General features: G+C 71.9%; 11 protein-coding genes. 6 read left to right on the top strand and 5 right to left on the bottom strand.

The features are described 5' to 3' along the window. Positions 1-12: 12 nt before the first annotated feature. Positions 13-3252, bottom strand: coding sequence for a fused isobutyryl-CoA mutase/GTPase IcmF (gene icmF / locus ACRAKI_RS15805; protein WP_447007841.1), 3240 nt, complete (start codon positions 3250-3252; stop codon positions 13-15). Positions 3253-3438: 186 nt separating this feature from the next. Between icmF and ACRAKI_RS15800 the strand changes: the two genes are divergently transcribed. The 3 genes from ACRAKI_RS15800 to ACRAKI_RS15790 all read left to right on the top strand — a co-directional run bounded on the left by ACRAKI_RS15800 (position 3439) and on the right by ACRAKI_RS15790 (position 6103). Next, the gene (locus ACRAKI_RS15800) at positions 3439-3606 is read left to right on the top strand and encodes a hypothetical protein (RefSeq protein ID WP_447007840.1); all 168 of its coding nucleotides are present in this window, start codon (positions 3439-3441) and stop codon (positions 3604-3606) included. A gap of 76 nt (positions 3607-3682) precedes the next feature. Then, positions 3683-4300, top strand: a complete 618-nt coding sequence (locus ACRAKI_RS15795; RefSeq protein ID WP_447007839.1) for an alpha-ketoglutarate-dependent dioxygenase AlkB — start codon at positions 3683-3685, stop codon at positions 4298-4300. 204 nt (positions 4301-4504) lie between these two features. Further along, entirely contained in the window at positions 4505-6103 is a 1599-nt protein-coding gene (locus ACRAKI_RS15790; protein WP_447007838.1) for a cellulase family glycosylhydrolase, read from the top strand. 9 nt (positions 6104-6112) lie between these two features. Here ACRAKI_RS15790 and ACRAKI_RS15785 read toward each other — a convergent pair whose 3' ends face one another. From ACRAKI_RS15785 to ACRAKI_RS15775, 3 genes are all read right to left on the bottom strand, one after another. Next, complete coding sequence (locus ACRAKI_RS15785; RefSeq protein WP_447007837.1) at positions 6113-6994, bottom strand: ATP-grasp domain-containing protein; 882 nt, start codon at positions 6992-6994, stop codon at positions 6113-6115. 138 nt (positions 6995-7132) lie between these two features. After that, positions 7133-7624 carry a winged helix-turn-helix transcriptional regulator gene (locus ACRAKI_RS15780; RefSeq protein WP_447007836.1) on the bottom strand — a complete coding sequence of 164 codons (492 nt, stop codon included), beginning with the start codon at positions 7622-7624 and terminating at the stop codon, positions 7133-7135. An 84-nt stretch (positions 7625-7708) separates the two neighbouring features. Next, on the bottom strand, positions 7709-8857 hold the full coding sequence (locus ACRAKI_RS15775; protein WP_447007835.1) for an AI-2E family transporter: 1149 nt from the start codon (positions 8855-8857) through the stop codon (positions 7709-7711). A gap of 210 nt (positions 8858-9067) precedes the next feature. On the opposite strand from ACRAKI_RS15775, the gene ACRAKI_RS15770 reads away from it, so the two are divergent. The 3 genes from ACRAKI_RS15770 (at position 9068) to ACRAKI_RS15760 (ending at position 15934) form a co-directional block, all read left to right on the top strand. Then, entirely contained in the window at positions 9068-11719 is a 2652-nt protein-coding gene (locus tag ACRAKI_RS15770; RefSeq protein ID WP_447007834.1) for a glycoside hydrolase family 97 catalytic domain-containing protein, read from the top strand. Positions 11720-11733: 14 nt separating this feature from the next. Continuing rightward, the gene (locus tag ACRAKI_RS15765) at positions 11734-14862 is read left to right on the top strand and encodes a discoidin domain-containing protein (protein ID WP_447007833.1); all 3129 of its coding nucleotides are present in this window, start codon (positions 11734-11736) and stop codon (positions 14860-14862) included. A gap of 112 nt (positions 14863-14974) precedes the next feature. After that, complete coding sequence (locus ACRAKI_RS15760; RefSeq protein ID WP_447008430.1) at positions 14975-15934, top strand: glutathione S-transferase family protein; 960 nt, start codon at positions 14975-14977, stop codon at positions 15932-15934. On the opposite strand, the gene ACRAKI_RS15755 is transcribed toward ACRAKI_RS15760, so the two are convergent. Further along, the gene (locus ACRAKI_RS15755; RefSeq protein WP_447007832.1) at positions 15931-17034 is read right to left on the bottom strand and encodes a LacI family DNA-binding transcriptional regulator; all 1104 of its coding nucleotides are present in this window, start codon (positions 17032-17034) and stop codon (positions 15931-15933) included. The two genes, ACRAKI_RS15760 and ACRAKI_RS15755, sit on opposite strands and share 4 nt — an antisense overlap. Between the last annotated feature and the right edge of the window lie 303 nt (positions 17035-17337).

Below are 17337 nucleotides of genomic sequence, written 5' to 3'. Positions count from 1 at the left end.
CGTTCGACCACCTCAGACGTTGCGCCGGTACTGGCCGCCCACCTCGAAGAACGCCTCGGTGACCTGGCCCAGCGTGCACACCCGCGCCGCGTCCATCAGCACCGCGAACACGTTCTCCCCCGACGCCGCCGCCTCCTTCAACCGCCGCAGCGCGGGCTCCGCCTCGGCCGCGTGGGCGGCGGCGAAGGCGCGGGTCCGCTCGACCTGCGAGCGCTTCTCGTCCTCGGTCGCGCGGGCCAGCTCGATGGTCACGTGCTCCCGCGACCCGTCCTCCGGCAGGAACGTGTTCACGCCGATCAACGGCAGCGAACCGTCGTGCTTGCGCTGCTCGTACAGCATCGACTCGTCCTGGATCCGACCGCGCTGGTACCCGGTCTCCATGGCGCCCAGCACGCCGCCGCGCTCGGAGAGCCGGTCGAACTCGGCCAGCACCGCCTCCTCGACCAGGTCGGTCAGCTCCTCGATCACGAACGAACCCTGCAGCGGGTTCTCGTTCGCCGACAGGCCCCACTCCTTGTTGATGATCAGCTGGATCGCCATCGCCCGCCGCACCGACGACTCGGTCGGCGTCGTGATCGCCTCGTCGTAGGCGTTGGTGTGCAACGAGTTGGTGTTGTCGTACAAAGCGCACAACGCCTGCAACGTGGTGCGGATGTCGTTGAAGTCCATCTCCTGCGCGTGCAGCGACCGCCCGGACGTCTGCACGTGGTACTTGAACTTCTGCGAGCGGTCGTTCGCGCCGTAGCGCTCGCGCATCGCGATCGCCCAGATCCGCCGCGCCACCCGGCCGATCACGCTGTACTCGGCGTCCATCCCGTTGGAGAAGAAGAACGACAGGTTCGGTGCGAAGTCGTCGATCCTCATCCCCCGCGCCAGGTACGACTCGACGTACGTGAACCCGTTGGCCAGCGTGAACGCCAGCTGGCTGATCGGGTTGGCCCCCGCCTCGGCGATGTGGTAGCCGGAGATCGACACCGAGTAGAAGTTGCGCACCTTCTGCTGGATGAACCACTCCTGGATGTCGGCCATCATCCGCAGCGAGAACTCGGTGGAGAAGATGCAGGTGTTCTGCCCCTGGTCCTCCTTGAGGATGTCCGCCTGCACGGTCCCGCGGACGGTCGCCAGCGCCCACGCCTTCAGCTGGTCCGCCTCCTCCGGGGACGGCTCGCGGCCGTGCTCGGCGCGGAACTTGTCGACCTGCTGGTCGACCACCGTGTTCAGGAAGAACGCCAGGATCGTCGGCGCCGGCCCGTTGATCGTCATCGACACGGACGTGTTCGGCGCGGTCAGGTCGAAACCGTCGTAGAGCGCCTTCATGTCGTCCAGCGTCGCGATCGACACACCGGACGTGCCGACCTTGCCGTAGACGTCCGGCGGGGTGTCGGGGTCGCGCCCGTACAGGGTCACCGAGTCGAACGCGGTCGACAGCCGGGTCGCCGGCGAGCCCTTCGACAGGTACTTGAACCGGCGGTTGGTGCGGAACGCGTCGCCCTCCCCCGCGAACATCCGCGCCGGGTCCTCACCGTCCCGCTTGAACGGGAAGACACCCGCCGTGTAGGGGAAGTGGCCCGGCAGGTTCTCCCGGCGCAGGAACCGCAGCAGCGTGCCGTCGTCCTCGTAGCGCGGCAGCGACACCCGGCGCACCTTGTTGCCCGACAACGTCTCCCGCGTCAGCTGCGTGTGGATCTCCTTGTCCCGCACGCGCACCACGAGCTCGTCACCGCTGTAGTCCTCCACGACCTTCGGCCACGCCGCCAGCAGCTCCGCCGACACCGCGTCCACCTGCTTCTCCGCCGACTCCAGCAGCGACGAGATCGGCGCCGTGTCGTGCCCGGCCGCCTCCAGCTGCGCTCGCGCCGCGCGCAGGTGCGCCACCCGCCGCACGGTGTCCACGTGCGTCTCGGTCGCACGGTGGTAGCCGCGCACCGTCTCGGCGATCTCCGCCAGGTACCGCACCCGCGTCGCGGGCACGACGGTCGCCGCCGACGTCGAGACCTTGCCCGACACCACCGGCAACGCGCCCTCGGCCACGCCCAGCCCGCGCTGCGCCAACTCGTCGCGCAGGTGCTGGTACAGGGCTGTCACGCCGTCGTCGTTGAACGTCGCCGCCGACGTGCCGAAGACCGGCATGTCCTCCCACGACGCGCCGAACGCCTCGCGGTTGCGCACCAGCTGGCGGGCCACGTCACGGCGGGCGTCCTCCGCGCCGCGGCGCTCGAACTTGTTGATCGCCACCGCGTCCGCGAAGTCCAGCATGTCGATCTTCTCCAGCTGCGACGCGGCGCCGAACTCCGGCGTCATCACGTACAGGGAGAGGTCCACGAACGGCACGATGGCCGCGTCGCCCTGGCCGATGCCGGGGGTCTCCACCACGACCAGGTCGAACCCGGCGGCCTTGCACGCCAGGATCGCGTCACCGAGGCCGTCCGGCACCTCCGAGCCCGCCCGCCGGGTCGCCATCGAGCGGAAGAAGACGCGGTCGCCGTCCAGGCAGTTCATCCGGATCCGGTCGCCGAGCAGGGCGCCGCCGCCGCGCCGCCGGGTCGGGTCGACGGCCAGCACCGCGACCCGCAGCTTGTCCTGCTGGTCGAGCCGGAACCGGCGGACCAGCTCGTCGGTCAGCGAGGACTTGCCGGACCCACCCGTTCCGGTGATGCCCAGCACCGGCACCGCGCGGTCGGCCGCCGTCCGGACCATCCGCTCGCGCACGTCCACGGGCAGCGCCCCGGCTTCGATGAGCGTGATGGCACGGGCCAGCACGTCCTCGCTGCCGGTGAACAGGCCGTCCCAGGACGACGGCGGGCGCTCCGCCAGGGAGTGGTCGCACGCCTCCACCATCGTGTTGATCATGCGGGCGAGGCCCAGCTCCTGGCCGTCCGCCGGGGAGAAGATGCGCGTCACGCCGCGCGAGTGCAGCAGCTCGATCTCCTCCGGCACGATCACGCCGCCACCGCCGCCGAAGACCTTGATGTGCTCCGCGCCGCGTTCCGCCAGAAGTTCCACCAGATAGGTGAAGTACTCGACGTGTCCGCCCTGGTAGGCGCTGATCGCGATGCCCTGCGCGTCCTCCTGCACGGCCGCGGCGACCACCTCGCGCACCGACCGGTTGTGGCCGAGGTGCACGACCTCGGCGCCTTGCGACTGGAGGATCCGGCGCATGATGTTGATCGCCGCGTCGTGCCCGTCGAACAGGCTGGCCGCGGTCACGAAGCGAACCGGGTTCAGCGGTGTGTGCAGCGAGGTTGCGGTCACGACGGCTCCTTCGGGCGGCACTGGACTGCCCACCAGATTACTAGGACATCCGTCTATCGGAAGTGCGAACGAGTTGTGGGCCAGGTCACCGGCCAGCACAGTCACGTCGATCGTTTCCGCGACCCTGGCCGCACACCCCACCGGTTGAGCGTGTAGCTTCCGTCCAAACGGGGTAGAGGATCTTCCATGAGCAGCACACCTATCTACGACGAGCTGGCCGCCATCCTGCTCGCCGACAACCCGGGGACGACCGACAAGGCGACCGCGGGGAAGCAACAGCCGGAACCGGCGACCGAGGCGTCGAAGCAGGTCCGCACCGGTGGCCGACGACGCAAGCCCGAGCCGGACGCCTGAGCTTTCAGCTGACACTGAAGCTATAGAGTTCACTGCGGGTCGAACGCCTGTTCGACTCTCGGGGTAGGCTGCGCTCATGCAGGTGTCGCTGTTCGACGACGACGCGGAGACGCCCACGCTGCACCCGCTGGCCGACATCCGGCGGACCGTGCTCGGTGACGGCGCCTGGGTCGACGTGTTCCCCGGCTGGCTGACCGGCGCGGACGCGCTGTTCCACCGCTTGGCAGCCGAAGTCCCCTGGCGTGCCGAACGCAGGCAGATGTACGAGCGCGTGGTCGACGTCCCGCGCCTGCTCTGCTTCTACGACGAGGACGCCCCACTGCCGGACCCGGTGCTGACGCGGGCCCGTTCGGAGCTCACCGCCTGGTACGCCGAGGAGTTGGGCGAGCCGTTCCGCACCGCCGGCCTCTGCTACTACCGCGACGGGCGCGACTCCGTGGCCTGGCACGGTGACACGATCGGGCGAGGTTCGACCCAGGACACGATGGTGGCGATCGTGTCCGTCGGCGCGCCGCGCGCACTGGCGTTGCGGCCCCGTGGCGGCGGGGCGACGGTGCGGTACGCGCTGGGCCACGGCGACCTGATCGTGATGGGCGGCTCGTGCCAGCGGACGTGGGAGCACGCCGTGCCCAAGTCCGCCAAGCCGGTCGGGCCCCGGATCAGCGTCCAGTTCCGACCTCGCGGCGTGCGCTGACCCGTTCGGCGTCCCGCTCCGGGCGGCCGGCGGGACGGACACCGTGACCGGAAGCGCGCCCGCTTCCGGGGTCTACCGGGCGATCCGGGCGTCGTCGCTGGTAGTGCCCGGAACTACTGGTCCTTGAACACTGTGACCGCGGTCATTACCCTCCCGCTGGGAGCGCTCCCAGAACGCGGTGCGACATCCTCGAAGGAGAGCGGTATGCGGCAACGGAGATCGATCTTCGGCGCCCTGCTCGCGGCCGCGATGGCCGTCAGCGGGGTCGTCGCGATCACCACGGCGGGACAGGTCACAGCGGCCCCGGCCGGTGGTTACCTGCACACCGCAGGCAACAAGATCGTGGACAGCACCGGCGCGACGGTCCGGCTGACCGGCATCAACTGGTTCGGCATGGAGACCGAGAACAAGACGTTCCACGGGCTGTGGTCCAACCGCACGTGGAAGCAGCAGCTCGACCAGATGGCCTCGTTGGGCTACAACACCCTGCGCGTGCCGTTCTCGAACGACGCGCTCAAGCCCGGCGCGACGGCGTCCGGCGTGAACGACTTCAGCAACCCCGACCTGGTCGGGCTGTCGCCGTTGCAGATCCTGGACAAGGTCGTCGACTACGCGGGCCAGAAGGGGATGCGGATCATCCTCGACCGGCACCGGCCGACCAGCGCCTCCCAGTCCGCCCTCTGGTACACGTCGGCCGTCCCGGAGTCGACGTGGATCAACGACTGGAAGATGCTCGCCCAGCGGTACGCGGGCAACACCACGGTGATCGGCGCGGACCTGCACAACGAGCCGCACGCCGAGGGCACCAACCCGGCGGCCACCGGCGCGTGCTGGGGCTGTGGCGTGGTGGAGCGCGACTGGCGGCTGGCCGCCGAACGGGCGGGCAACGCGATCCTGTCCGTGCAGCCGAACTGGCTGATCTTCGTCGAGGGCGTGAGCTGCCCGAGCGGTGGCCTGTCCGACACGTGGGACAACGACCCGTCCAACGACGAGGACTGCGGCTGGTGGGGCGGCAACCTGTCCAAGGCGGGCCAGTTCCCGGTGCGGCTGAACGTGCCGAACCGGCTGGTCTACTCGCCGCACGAGTACGCGACGTCGGTGTTCGCCCAGAAGTGGTTCGACGCGCCGGACTACCCGGCCAACATGCCCGCCATCTGGGACAAGTACTGGGGTTACCTGTACAAGAACGGCACCGCGCCGATCATGATGGGCGAGTTCGGCACGACGCTGGCCAACCCGAAGGACAAGGTGTGGCTGGAGAAGCTGATGGCCTACACCGGCACCGGCGTGAACGGCATGTCGTTCACCTACTGGTCGTGGAACCCGAACTCCGGTGACACGGGCGGCATCGTGGGCGACGACTGGACGACGGTGAACCAGGCCAAGCAGTCCATCCTGCAGCCGTACCTGATCCCGCCGACCGGTGGCGGGACGACGACGACCACCACCACCACTACCACCACCACCACTTCGACCAACGGCAACGGTCCGGGCGCGTGCAAGGTGGCGTGGCGGCAGGACAACGCCTGGCAGGGCGGTTTCCAGGGTTCGCTGACCGTGACGAACAGCTCCACCAGCGCGGTCAACCCGTGGAAGGTCGTGTTCACCCTGCCGGCGGGCGCGACCATCGGCAGCGGGTGGAACGGGACGTTCAGCCAGAGCGGCACGACCGTCACCGTGACGGCGCCGTCGTACGCGCCGTCGTTGGCGCCGGGCGCGTCGGTCGGGCTCGGGTTCACGGCGAACGGTCCGGCGGGCCGGCCGTCCGGCGTGACCCTGGGCGGGACCGCCTGCACGGCGTGATCCTCTCGGTCAGCGGGCCGCCCCGTCTCGCGCGGCGGCCCGCTGACCGAGGATCGAGATCATCGCGGGCGCCGAGGTGGTGCTCGGCCGGTCGCTCACCTGGCCGTCGCCGAGCTCCACCACCCGCCAGGCGCCGTCCTCGCGCCGGGCCAGGTCGACGGTGACGAACCGCAGGTGTGCCACCAGTGATCCGATCGCGGCCAGGTCCGGCGCGTCGGCCGTGCCGTTCGGGATGCCGGCCGTGTCGTGCGGGGTGTCCGGGTGGGGGCCGACGAGCGCGCACGTGCCGTCCACCCACCACGTGCGGACCTCGGACGAGGTGAACGGCTCGAAGCGGCGCAGCACGAACCCGCCGGTGGCGTCGTCGTCCCGCAGCTCGGCGAAGCGGCGGGCGACGTTCCAGGCCGCTTCTGCGTCGGCCAGGTCCGGGATGTACGCCGCCTCGTGCCAGTGGTGCTTCATCGACTTCGTGTAGTCCCGCAGTACGGCAGGGCCGCTGCGGAGGCGTTCACGGGCGCGCTCGAACCCTTCCCGGTCGAAGCCGTCGGTCCAGGCGGACTCCGGCGTGAGGCCCTTGAAGTGGTCGTACCAGCCCGGGAGTTCGTGCGCGCCGCGGTACTGGCCGGCGGTGGTCCGGAGCACGGCGCCGCGTCGCGCGAGCGCGTCCGCGAAGGCCGCGTACCGCTCGGACCGCACCATCCAGCCGCGGTAGACGGCGTCGTCGGACCCGGGCACCTCGACGACCGCGCGCTCCGCCTCGCCCCGGGCGAGCAGGTCGTGGTCCACCAGCGCGACCCGGTGCCCGGCGTCACGGGCGGCAGCGGCCTCCGCCGTGAAGTGCGGATCGGGCCGGGTGGAGCGGAGCGGGTCGGCGGGTACCAGCAGCATCATGGCCGTCATGGTGGTCGACCGACACGTCCGTCGCCGGCGGTTTTGTCCCCGGCTCGAACCGGAGGGTGTCGCCTGGCAGCCGCTGCCGCGGCACAGCGCCGAACCGGCCCGCCGAACCAGCCCCGCCCCCGCGTCCTGTCAGGGGCCGGTCCGGTTCGGCGGGGTGGCGGCGAAGTCCTCTTGGAGGATGGCGTTCTCCTGGAGGACGACCTCCGTCGACGGCAAGTGCTCGTCGCACGAGTCGCAGACCAGCTCCGTCTTGACCGTGCCGTCGCAGCCCGTGTGCCCCGCCACGGCGGGCGGGCCGGGCGGGATCGGCAGGTGGCGGTCGCCCCACTCCATCAGCACCGTGACCACCGACATCAGCTCACGGCCCCGGCCGGTGAGCAGGTACTCGTACCGGGGCGGCCGGTCCTGGTACTGCACCCGCTCCAGGATGCCGTGGTCGACCAGGCCGTTGAGGCGGTCGCTCAGCACGTTCCTGGCGATCGGCAGGGAGTTGAGGAAGCCGTCGAACCGACTGATGCCCGTCAGCGCGTCCCGCACGATCAACAGCGTCCACCGCTCGCCCACTACCTCCAGGGTGCGGGCGACCGAGCAGAGCTGACCGTCGTAAGTCCGTCGGAGCATCCGCGCATGATAAGCATGGGTTTCTTGCCACAACCCACTATGCGCATGATCGATTGCGCGGCGTCACCGAGGCGTCGCGAAGAGCTACGCGGGACCGGGCGCGCCGTCGGGTTCGTGGTCGTCCGGGCGATCGGGCACGACGAGTGGCGGCGCGGTGTGGTGGTCGATGACCTCACCCAGGTACCGGAGCACGACCGCGGCCGTGGCGACCACCGGCACGGCCAGGAACGCGCCCGCGATGCCGTAGATGGTGCTGCCCGCCGTGACGGCGAGCAGGACGACCGCGGCGTGCAGGCGCAGGCTCCGGGACTGGAGCACCGGCTGGAGCACGTTCCCCTCGACCTGCTGCACCACGATCACGACCACCAGCATGATGATGGCGGTCGTCAGGCCGTTGCTGACCAGGGCGACGAGGACGGCCAGCGCGCCCGCGATCAACGCGCCCACGATCGGGATGAAACCGCCGAGGAACGTCAGCGCCGCCAGCGGGACCGCGAGCGGCACGCCCAGGACCACGAGGCCCAGGCCGATCAGCACCGCGTCGAACAGGCTCACCAGCGCCTGCGCCCGGATGAAGTCGCCGAGCGTCGTCCAGATCCGCTCCATCACGAGGGTCATGTGCTTGCCGGCGCGCTCGCCGACCACGCCGCGCAGCCACGGGGCGAACCGCGGCCCGTCCTTGACGAACAGGAACGCCAGCAGCAGCGCCAGGATGCCGGTCACGATGCCGGAGGTCACCGTGCCGACGCCGGCGATCAGCCCGTCCGCGATGGACCCGACGCTGGACTGCAGCTGGTCGGTGCCCTGCTGGAGCAGCTGGTCCAGCTGGCTGTCGCCGAGGTTGACCGGCGGACCGGCCAGCCAGTCGCGCGCCTGGCCGAGGGCGCGGGAGGCGCTCGCGGCGATCTCGGGCACGCCGGAGGCGATCGACGTCGTGATCAGCGTGAGCACGCCGCCGAGCACGGTCAGTCCGCCGAGCAGCACGATCGTCGCCGCCAGGGCCGGGGGCAGACCGCGCGAGCGCAGCCACCGGGCGGGCGGCCACAGCACGGTGGTGATCAGCAGGCCGAGCAGGACCGGCATCACGACGACCCACAGCTTGCCGATGAGCGTCCACAGCAGCCAGAAGCCGACCGCGACCAGCGCCAGTCGGGTGCTCCAGCGCGCCAGCCAGCTCACCCCGTGCCCGATGGCCGCACCGCGATCGGTCCAACGGCGGTTTCCAACGCTCACGTCTTCCCGTCCCCTCCACCGCGGCACGTCGTGCCGCACCTGTGGGGCAGCCTGCCAGAACCGGTCGCGCACATGGTGTTGCGCCACCATTTGTCAACCCCTGCGCCAGGACAGAACCTGTCCTGTCGGCGGCCTTGACCCACTGCTCGACCGGCGATCACGATGGCCCGAGTCGAAACCGGCGCGACCAGCACTGGGGGTTTGACAACGATGTCACGACTTCGCCGCGTCACCACCCGACGGATGCTCGCCGTGTCCGTGTCCGTCGCCGTGAGCACGGCCGCTGTGCTGCCCGTCCCGGCGATGTCGGCCGTGCCCACGGAGTGGGTGGTGACCGCGCCGGGCGCCGCCTCGATCTCCGCCCGCGTGGCCCTCGACCCCGACACCGGCGGCCTGACGTTCGCCGTCTTCCGGAACGGCCGCACCGTCCTCGCGCCGGCGCCGGTCGGCGTGCACACCGCCGACACCGACCTGACCAGGGACCTCCGCGCGATCGGCCGCGCCGACCGGGTGGTCACCGAGCAGTACCGGATGACCACCGGCAAGCGGCTGGACCGCACCACCAGGATGACGGAGAGCACGCTCGCGTTCGAGGGCACGGGCGGCGCGCGGCTGGACCTGGTGGTGCGCGTCGCGCCGGACGGCGCGGCCTACCGGTACGTCCTGCCCGGCCCGGTCACGGTGACCGGCGAGGCGTCGTCGTTCGCCCTCCCGCCGGACGCCCCGGCCTGGCTGCTTCCGTACAACGCCTGGTACGAGGCGAACCGGGTGCGCACCACGGCCGGCGGCGCGGCGGCGGGCGACTTCGGCCACCCGTCGCTGTTCCGGGTCGGCGACGACTTCGCCCTGCTCACCGAGTCCGACGTGGACGGCCGGCACGCGGGGAGCCGACTGCGGCACGCCGCCGGTTCGGGTGACTACCGGGTGGTGCTCGCGGACGAGCGGATCACCTCGTCGGGCGAGCTGCGCACGCCGTGGCGCACCGCGATCGTGGGGGACCTGGCGACGGTGAGCCAGTCGACCCTGGTGGACGACCTCGCGTCACCTGCCCGGTTCGCCGACACCTCGTGGGTCCGGCCCGGCAAGGTCGCCTGGTCGTGGCTGAGCGAGCACTCCAGCCCCGGCGACTTCGAGCGGCAGAAGCAGTACGTCGACTTCGCCGCCCGCAACGGCTGGGAGTACGTGCTGGTGGACGAGGGCTGGCGCGACACGTGGGTGCCGGAGCTGGTCCGGTATGCCCGCGCGAAGGGCGTCGACGTGCTGCTGTGGTTCCACTGGTCCGCGCTGGACACGCGTGCCGAGCGCGACGAGGTCCTGCCGGAGGTGCGCCGGTGGGGTGTGCGCGGCGTGAAGCTGGACTTCATGGAGTCCGACTCCCGGTCCCGCTACCAGTGGTACGACGACGTGCTCGCCGAGACCGCCGAGCACCGGCTGATGGTGAACTTCCACGGCTCCACCATCCCGCACGGCCTGGCCCGGACGTGGCCGCACGTCATGACGATGGAAGCGGTGCGCGGCGCGGAGAACTTCCCACCGGCGGCGAACAACCCGGTGCAGTTCTTCACCCGCAACGTGGTCGGGTCCATGGACTACACGCCGGTCTCGCTCGACGTCGGCCCGAAGGAGACGACGATCGCGCACGAGGTCGCGCTCCCGGTGCTCTACGAATCGGGTTGGACGCACTTCGCCGACCGGCCGGAGGCTTACGAGCGGTTCCCCGAGGCGTTGCGCTACCTGAACCAGGTGCCGACCGCGTGGGACGAGACGCGGCTGCTCGGCGGCGACCCGTCGGATCACGCGGTGGTGGCACGGCGCTCGGGCGCCCGCTGGTTCGTCGGCGCGATCGCCGCGGGCGACCCGCGCACCCTGCGGGCGTCGCTGGACTTCCTCGGTGGTGGCCGGTGGCTGGTCGAGGTGGTCCGCGACGGCGTGGGCCGCGCCGACGTCCGACGCGACAGCCGGATCGCGCGTTCGTCCGCGGCGCTGGAGGTCGCGGTGCCGCGCAACGGCGGGTTCGCGGCGGTCATCTGCCCGTACCTGCCCGGCATGCTCACGTGTGACCAGCCGATCGTCCCGACGCCCGCGACCACGATCACCGTGACGCCGCCGGACGTCGTCGACGCGCCGAAGGGGTCGACGTTCGACATCTCCGGCACCTTCACGCTCGACGCCGGCACCACCGTCGACGACGTCGTGCTCACCGCCGCCGCGCCGGCCGGCTGGACGGTGACGGGTGAGCCCGTCGAGCGGCGCACGATGCGGGCGGGCGAGGCGATCACCGGTCGGTGGACCGTGCGCGTGGGCGACGACAGCCCGGTCGGCGCGGTCGACGTGCCGGTGTTCGCGGAGTTCCGCGCGCCAGGGCACCCACACGTGCACGTGGAGCGGGCGGTCCGCGCCTTCGTGCCACCGCCCGCGCCCACCGGCTCCCCGTACGTCAGCGACCTGCCGTTCCTGAGCGAGAGCAACGGCTGGGGCCCGGTCGAACGGGACCGGTCCAACGGCGAGAACGCGAGTGGTGACGGCAACCCGCTCACCATCGGCGGGGTCGTCCACGCCAAGGGGATCGGCGTTCACGCGCCGTCCGAGCTGTCGGTCTACCTGGGCCGCGCGTGCGGGACGTTCACCGCCGTGATCGGCTTGGACGACGAGACGACGTCGCCCGGCTCGGTGGTCTTCCAGGTCCTCGGCGACGGCCGGGTCCTGCACGACAGCGGCGTGCTGCGCGGCGCCGAGCCGGCCCGGTCGATCTCGGTCGACACCACGGGCGTCCGGATGCTCGGCCTCCGGGTCACCGACGGGGGCGACGGCCGCAACTTCGACCACGCCGACTGGGCCGACGCCCGGTTGGCCTGCGCGTGAGAAGGGCGACGACCATGCGGATCAACCGGAGACAACTGCTGCGCGCGGTGGGGGTCGGCGGTGCGCTCGCGCTCGCGCCGGGCCTCGCGCTGCCGCACCGCCCCGCCCTGGCCGACGACGCGGACCCGGTGGCACGCGTCTATTACGACGTGCTGTCGCGCCACACCCGGTGGGCCGAGCAGCAGTACGACCCGGCGGCGGGCCGCTACCGGCGCGCGGACTTCGGTTTCGCCGTCGTCCTGGGCAACGCGGTGCTGCTGACCCGGGGCGACTACGACGCGGACGCCACCGGGGTGGCGAAGTCGGTGCTGCACGCGCACACCGTCGCCACGATCCGCCACTTCGCCGCGAGCAACGTCCTGGCGGGCGGGTCGGAATGGGGGCGGACCCTGTTCTGGGACACCACCTTCCAGTCCTACTTCGTCCTCGCCGCCCGCCTGCTGTGGGCGGACCTCGATCCCGCGACGCGGACCGCGGTGGACCTCATCACCCGCCGTCAGGCCGCGTACACGGCGGCGCTGGGCTCGGGCAACGACCCCCGTTCCGGCGGCTGGACGCCCAACGGCCTCATGGGCGGGTACCGGGGCGACACCAAGCTGGAGGAGATGGGCGTCTACGCGCAGGCGCTCGCGCCGGGGCTCGCGTGGGCGGCCGACGACCCGGACGCGGGCACGTGGCGGGAGGCGTTCGGCAGGTGGAGCCGCAACGAAGCCGGGCTGCCCGCCGCCGACCTGGCCAACCCGACCGTGGTGGACGGCGTGCCGGTCGACGCCAACACCGCCACGAACCTGTACGACACGTTCATCGTGGAGAACCACGGCTCGTACGGCCCGCACTACCAGGAAGAGCTGTGGCGCACGTCGGGCCGCAACGCCGTCCACTTCCTGCTCGCGGGCACTCCCCTGCCGGAGGTGTTGACCGCCCAGCCGAACGGCGAGCGGCTGTGGCGGACGATCCTCGCCACGATGAGCGACGCGGGCGAGCCGCTGATGCCGATGGTGGACGACCGGGAGCACCTCTACGGCCGTGACGTCATCCCGCTGGCGTTCCGGTCCCAGGTGCTGGGCGACCGGTTGGCCGCCCGCGCGGAGGCCGCGTTGGCCGAACGCCTGGCCGCCTACCAGGCGTACCCCCCGGAGCACCGGCTCGCGAAGTTCTCCGGTGAGCCGAAGTACGAGCCGGAGGCGCGGGCCGAGCTGGCGATCAGCTACCTGCTGCACGAGTGGCGCGTCCGCAACGGCCCGGCCGTGACGCCGGTGTCAGCGGAGGAGTTCTTCGCCTCGGCGGCGGCGGCCACGGACTACGGGGCCGAGCCGGGCCTGCTCGCGCACCAGTCCCCGCACGCCTGGGCGGGCACGGTGACCAAGCGGGGTTTCACCAAGTTCGCCTGGCAGCCGGCGCACGACGACTGGCTGTTCGTGATCGGCGGCGCGACGGCCATGCTGCTGCCCTCCACGGCCATGACCGTCGTGGCCCGCCGGGTCGCGGTGTACCAGCGCGTCCGCGACGGGTTCGACGGCACGGCGAGCCTGCTCACCTTCCCGGACGGCCACGCCGGCACCGCCACGCTCCCCACCGGGACCGTCGTCTACGCCACGTCCGGGCTCGCGGCGGGCGAGGGCCGGGTGGAGGTGCACAACCTGACCATGCCGGGCGTGCCCGGCCTCGACGGCGCCCGCACCTACACGGCGGCGGAGGGGGTCGTCACCGTGGCGTCGGCCGACTCGGGCGTCCCACCGTCCGGTGTGGCGCGGGTCGACGACCTGGTGTTCGCCCCGGTGACCGCGCGGCACGTCCGCATGGTCGGCGTCTCGCCGCACCCGACCTACGGGTACTCGCTGTTCACGCTGGAGGCGCGCCACGGCGAGGACGGTCCGGACCTGGCCCGTGGCCGTGCCACGACCGCGTCCTCCTGGGACACCGGCCGCGGCCCCGCGTTGGCGACCGACGGCAACCACACCACGCGCTGGGCCGTCTCCCGCGCCGACCGGGGCCGCGCGGACAGCCGGATCGAGGTCGACCTCGGCGCGCCCGTGCCGCTGGACCGGGTGCGGCTCTACTGGGAGGCGGCGGCCGGTCGCGCGTACCGGATCGAGACGTCGCCGGACGACGTCACGTGGACGACCGCCGCCGAGTACCCGAAACCGGACCTGCGCAGCACCGGTGGCCGACTCGACGTCGACGGCCGCGCGGGGTTCGTCGTGCACGGGTCACCGAACCCGATCACCGTTTCCGGTGACACCGTGGTGCTGTCCGACGGGCCGGCCGCCGGCATGGTCGTGGAGGGCTACCCCGGTCGGGTCGACCTCCCCGCCCTGTCCGCGCTCGGCACGCCGACGTGCGAGCCCGCCACCGTCCGCGCCAGCGCGGCCGACGGGTTCCTGAGCCTGTTCAACCTGGCCGACGCTCCCGCCGCCGGGACTGTCGCCGTGCGGCAGGACGCCACGGCGGTGCGGCTCTACCGCGGCCGGCAGGTCGTCACCCGGACCGGCACCGCCTACGAGCTGCGGATCGACGGCGCCACCGCCCGCGTCGAGCCTCCGCTGTTCACCCTGGAGGGCGGCGTGCCGGTCGGTCTCACGGCGGTCGTGCACGACGGCGCGCGCGTGACCTTCACCGGCGCGCCCTCCGGTCCGGTCGCGCGGATGGTGCTGATCGGCGCCCACGGCGGTCGGATGCCGGTCACGCTGCCCTCCGGGGTGCGGCGGGACGTGACGCTGCCGGACGCCCGGCCGTACCCGCTCGACGACCTCGCCCTCGGCCGGACGACCTTCCCCACCACTCCCCTGCCACCCGGCATGACCGACCCGGCCGCCGCCGTGGACGACGACCCGGACACCGCGTGGACGCCCGGCCCGGCGGGCCGCATGGTCGTCGACCTCGGCTCGGCGCACCGCATCGGACGGGTCGGGCTGGTCTGGACCCCGGGGCCGGTGCCGGACTGCGTGATCACGACCAGCACCGACGGCCGGTCCTACGGTCCGCCCGTCGCCGCGCCCCGCCGCCACCGCGCGGACCTCGTCCTCGACGCCACCGCCCGGTACGTCGCCGTCGCCGTCCCCGGCTGGCGTCCGGGGGACGCCGCGCTCACCGGCCTGTCGGTCGGAGCGGCACGACCGGCCGCCGTCGCCGACCCGACGTAGGCTCGGGGCCGTGAGCGAGACTGCGGCGGCGGAGAACGGCGGGAACCCCGAGCACACCCGGGGCGGCACCTATTCGGTCAAGGGCAAGGAGTTCACCCGCGACACCCGGTACATCAACACGCGGATCACGGCCGACGGGCAGGACGGGTTCCCGGTCGAGCCGGGCCGGTACCGGCTGATCGCGGCACGGGCGTGCCCGTGGGCCAACCGGGCGATCATCGTGCGCAGGCTGCTCGGCCTGGAGGACGTCCTGTCGATGGGGCTGGCCGGTCCGACGCACGACGCCCGGTCGTGGACGTTCGACCTCGACCCCGGCGGACGTGACCCGGTGCTGGGGATCGAACGCCTGCAGGAGGCCTACTTCAAGCGCGACCCGGACTACCCGCGCGGGATCACGGTGCCGGCGATCGTGGACACCACGACGGGCGCGGTGGTGACGAACGACTTCGGGCAGATCACCCTGGACCTGTCCACGGAGTGGCAGGACCACCACCGGGACGGCGCGCCCGACCTGCTGCCCGAGGCGCACCGGGACGAGATGGACGACGTCGAGCGGCGGGTGTTCACCGAGGTCAACAACGGCGTGTACCGGTGCGGGTTCGCGGGCAGCCAGGAGGCGTACGACGGGGCTTACGCGCGCCTGTGGACCGCGCTGGACTGGCTGGAGGACCGGCTGCGCGACCGGCGCTACCTCGTCGGCGACACGATCACCGAGGCGGACGTGCGGCTGTTCACCACGCTGGCCCGCTTCGACGCCGTCTACCACGGGCACTTCAAGTGCAACCGGCAGAAGCTCGCCGAGATGCCGGTGCTGTGGGCCTACGCCCGTGACCTGTTCCAGACGCCGGGCTTCGGCGACACGGTCGACTTCGGGCAGATCAAGGAGCACTACTACGTCGTCCACGAGGACATCAACCCGAGCGGGATCGTGCCGAACGGCCCCGACCTGTCCGGGTGGGTCACCCCGCACGGCCGGGAGGCGCTCGGCGGTCGGCCGTTCGGGGACGGCACGCCGCCGGGCCCCGTCCGCGAGGGCGAACGGGTCGACCCGGCGAACACGCCGCTGCGCTAGCCGGACCCCGAGCCGCGCCGCCGAGCCGGTCGAGCCGCCGAGTCACCCTCCTTGGGCGGGCAGGTGCTCTCCCGGACGACCAGCTCGGTGGCGAGGTCTATCCGCTCGTTCGGCGGGTGCTGGCCACGAGCCAGGCTGAGCACCATGTGCGCGGCCGTGGTCGCCATCTCGCGCAGCGGCTGGCGCACGGTGGTCAGTTGCGGCCCGATCCACTCGCTGACCGACAGGTCGTCGTAGCCCACGATCGACAGGTCGTCCGGAATGGACAGCCGGAGCTCGCGGGCCGCACGCATCACGCCGAGCGCCTGGAAGTCGGAGCCGGCGAAGATGGCGGTGGGCCGGTCGGGGCGGTCGAGCAGGTCGAGGCCGTGGCTGTACCCGCCGTTGACGTAGAAGTCGCCGTAGCGGACGAAGTCCGGGTCCACGACGACGTCCGCGGACTCCAGCGCGCTGCGGTAGCCGTCGACCCTGGCGCGGCTGCACAGCATGGTCGTCGGCCCGGAGATGACCGCGATCCGGCGGTGCCCGAGCCCGAGCAGGTGCCGGGTCGCGGCCAGGCCGCCGGCCCAGTTCGCCGATCCCACGGTGGGCACGCCGGGCGGCGGCTCGCCCGCGGTGTCCACGAACACGAACGGGATGTTGCGGGCGGTGAGCTGGCGGCGCTGCTCGTCGTCCAGCCCGGCCAGCACGAGGATGACGCCGAGCGGGCGGCGGGCCAGCAGGTCGTCGAACCACTCGCGGCGCGGCCGGTGCTCACCTCCCAGCTCGGAGAGCACGACGGCGGCGCGCTCGTTGGCCGCGGCCAGTTCGACGCCCCGGATGATCTCGGTGGACCAGGCCGAGTTCATCTCGTGGAACACCAGGTCGATGAGGGCGGGCCGGGAAGACTGGCGCGCCCGCCGTCGCCGGTACCGGTGCTGCTCGATCACGCTCTCCACCCGGGCGCGGGTGTCGGCGGCGACGTCCGGGCGTCCGTTGAGCACCTTGGAGACGGTCGGGATCGACACGCCCGCCTCGGCCGCGATGGACGAGATGGACGCCGCGCCCTTCACCGCCTTCTCCGGCACGGCACCGGTGTCCGGCTCGGTCGACGAACTCATGCTGCCCCCTAGTTCGCGCGCGGCCCGCACACCCGCTCGCCGGTCCGAAAGCTTCTAAAGTTTCGACGGCCGAGCGTAAAGGTTCGACCTCCCGATCACCAGCATGACGTCCGTTCGGGTCAACGACGCCTGAAATTGTTCAGGTCTGTGAACCTGATCTGACGTCGCATGACATGCCATGAACTGCGAATATATCGAACTGGCACGAACTGTTGACGTCCTGCGGAGATCCCCCTACGTTCTCCCCACCGGATCGGCATGTCGGAAGTTACTTCGATAGTTTCGGTCTTCACGAGGACGTGA

The sequence above is a fragment of the Saccharothrix isguenensis genome (assembly GCF_052936305.1).
This window is presented reverse-complemented; position numbering and strand designations above follow the sequence as displayed.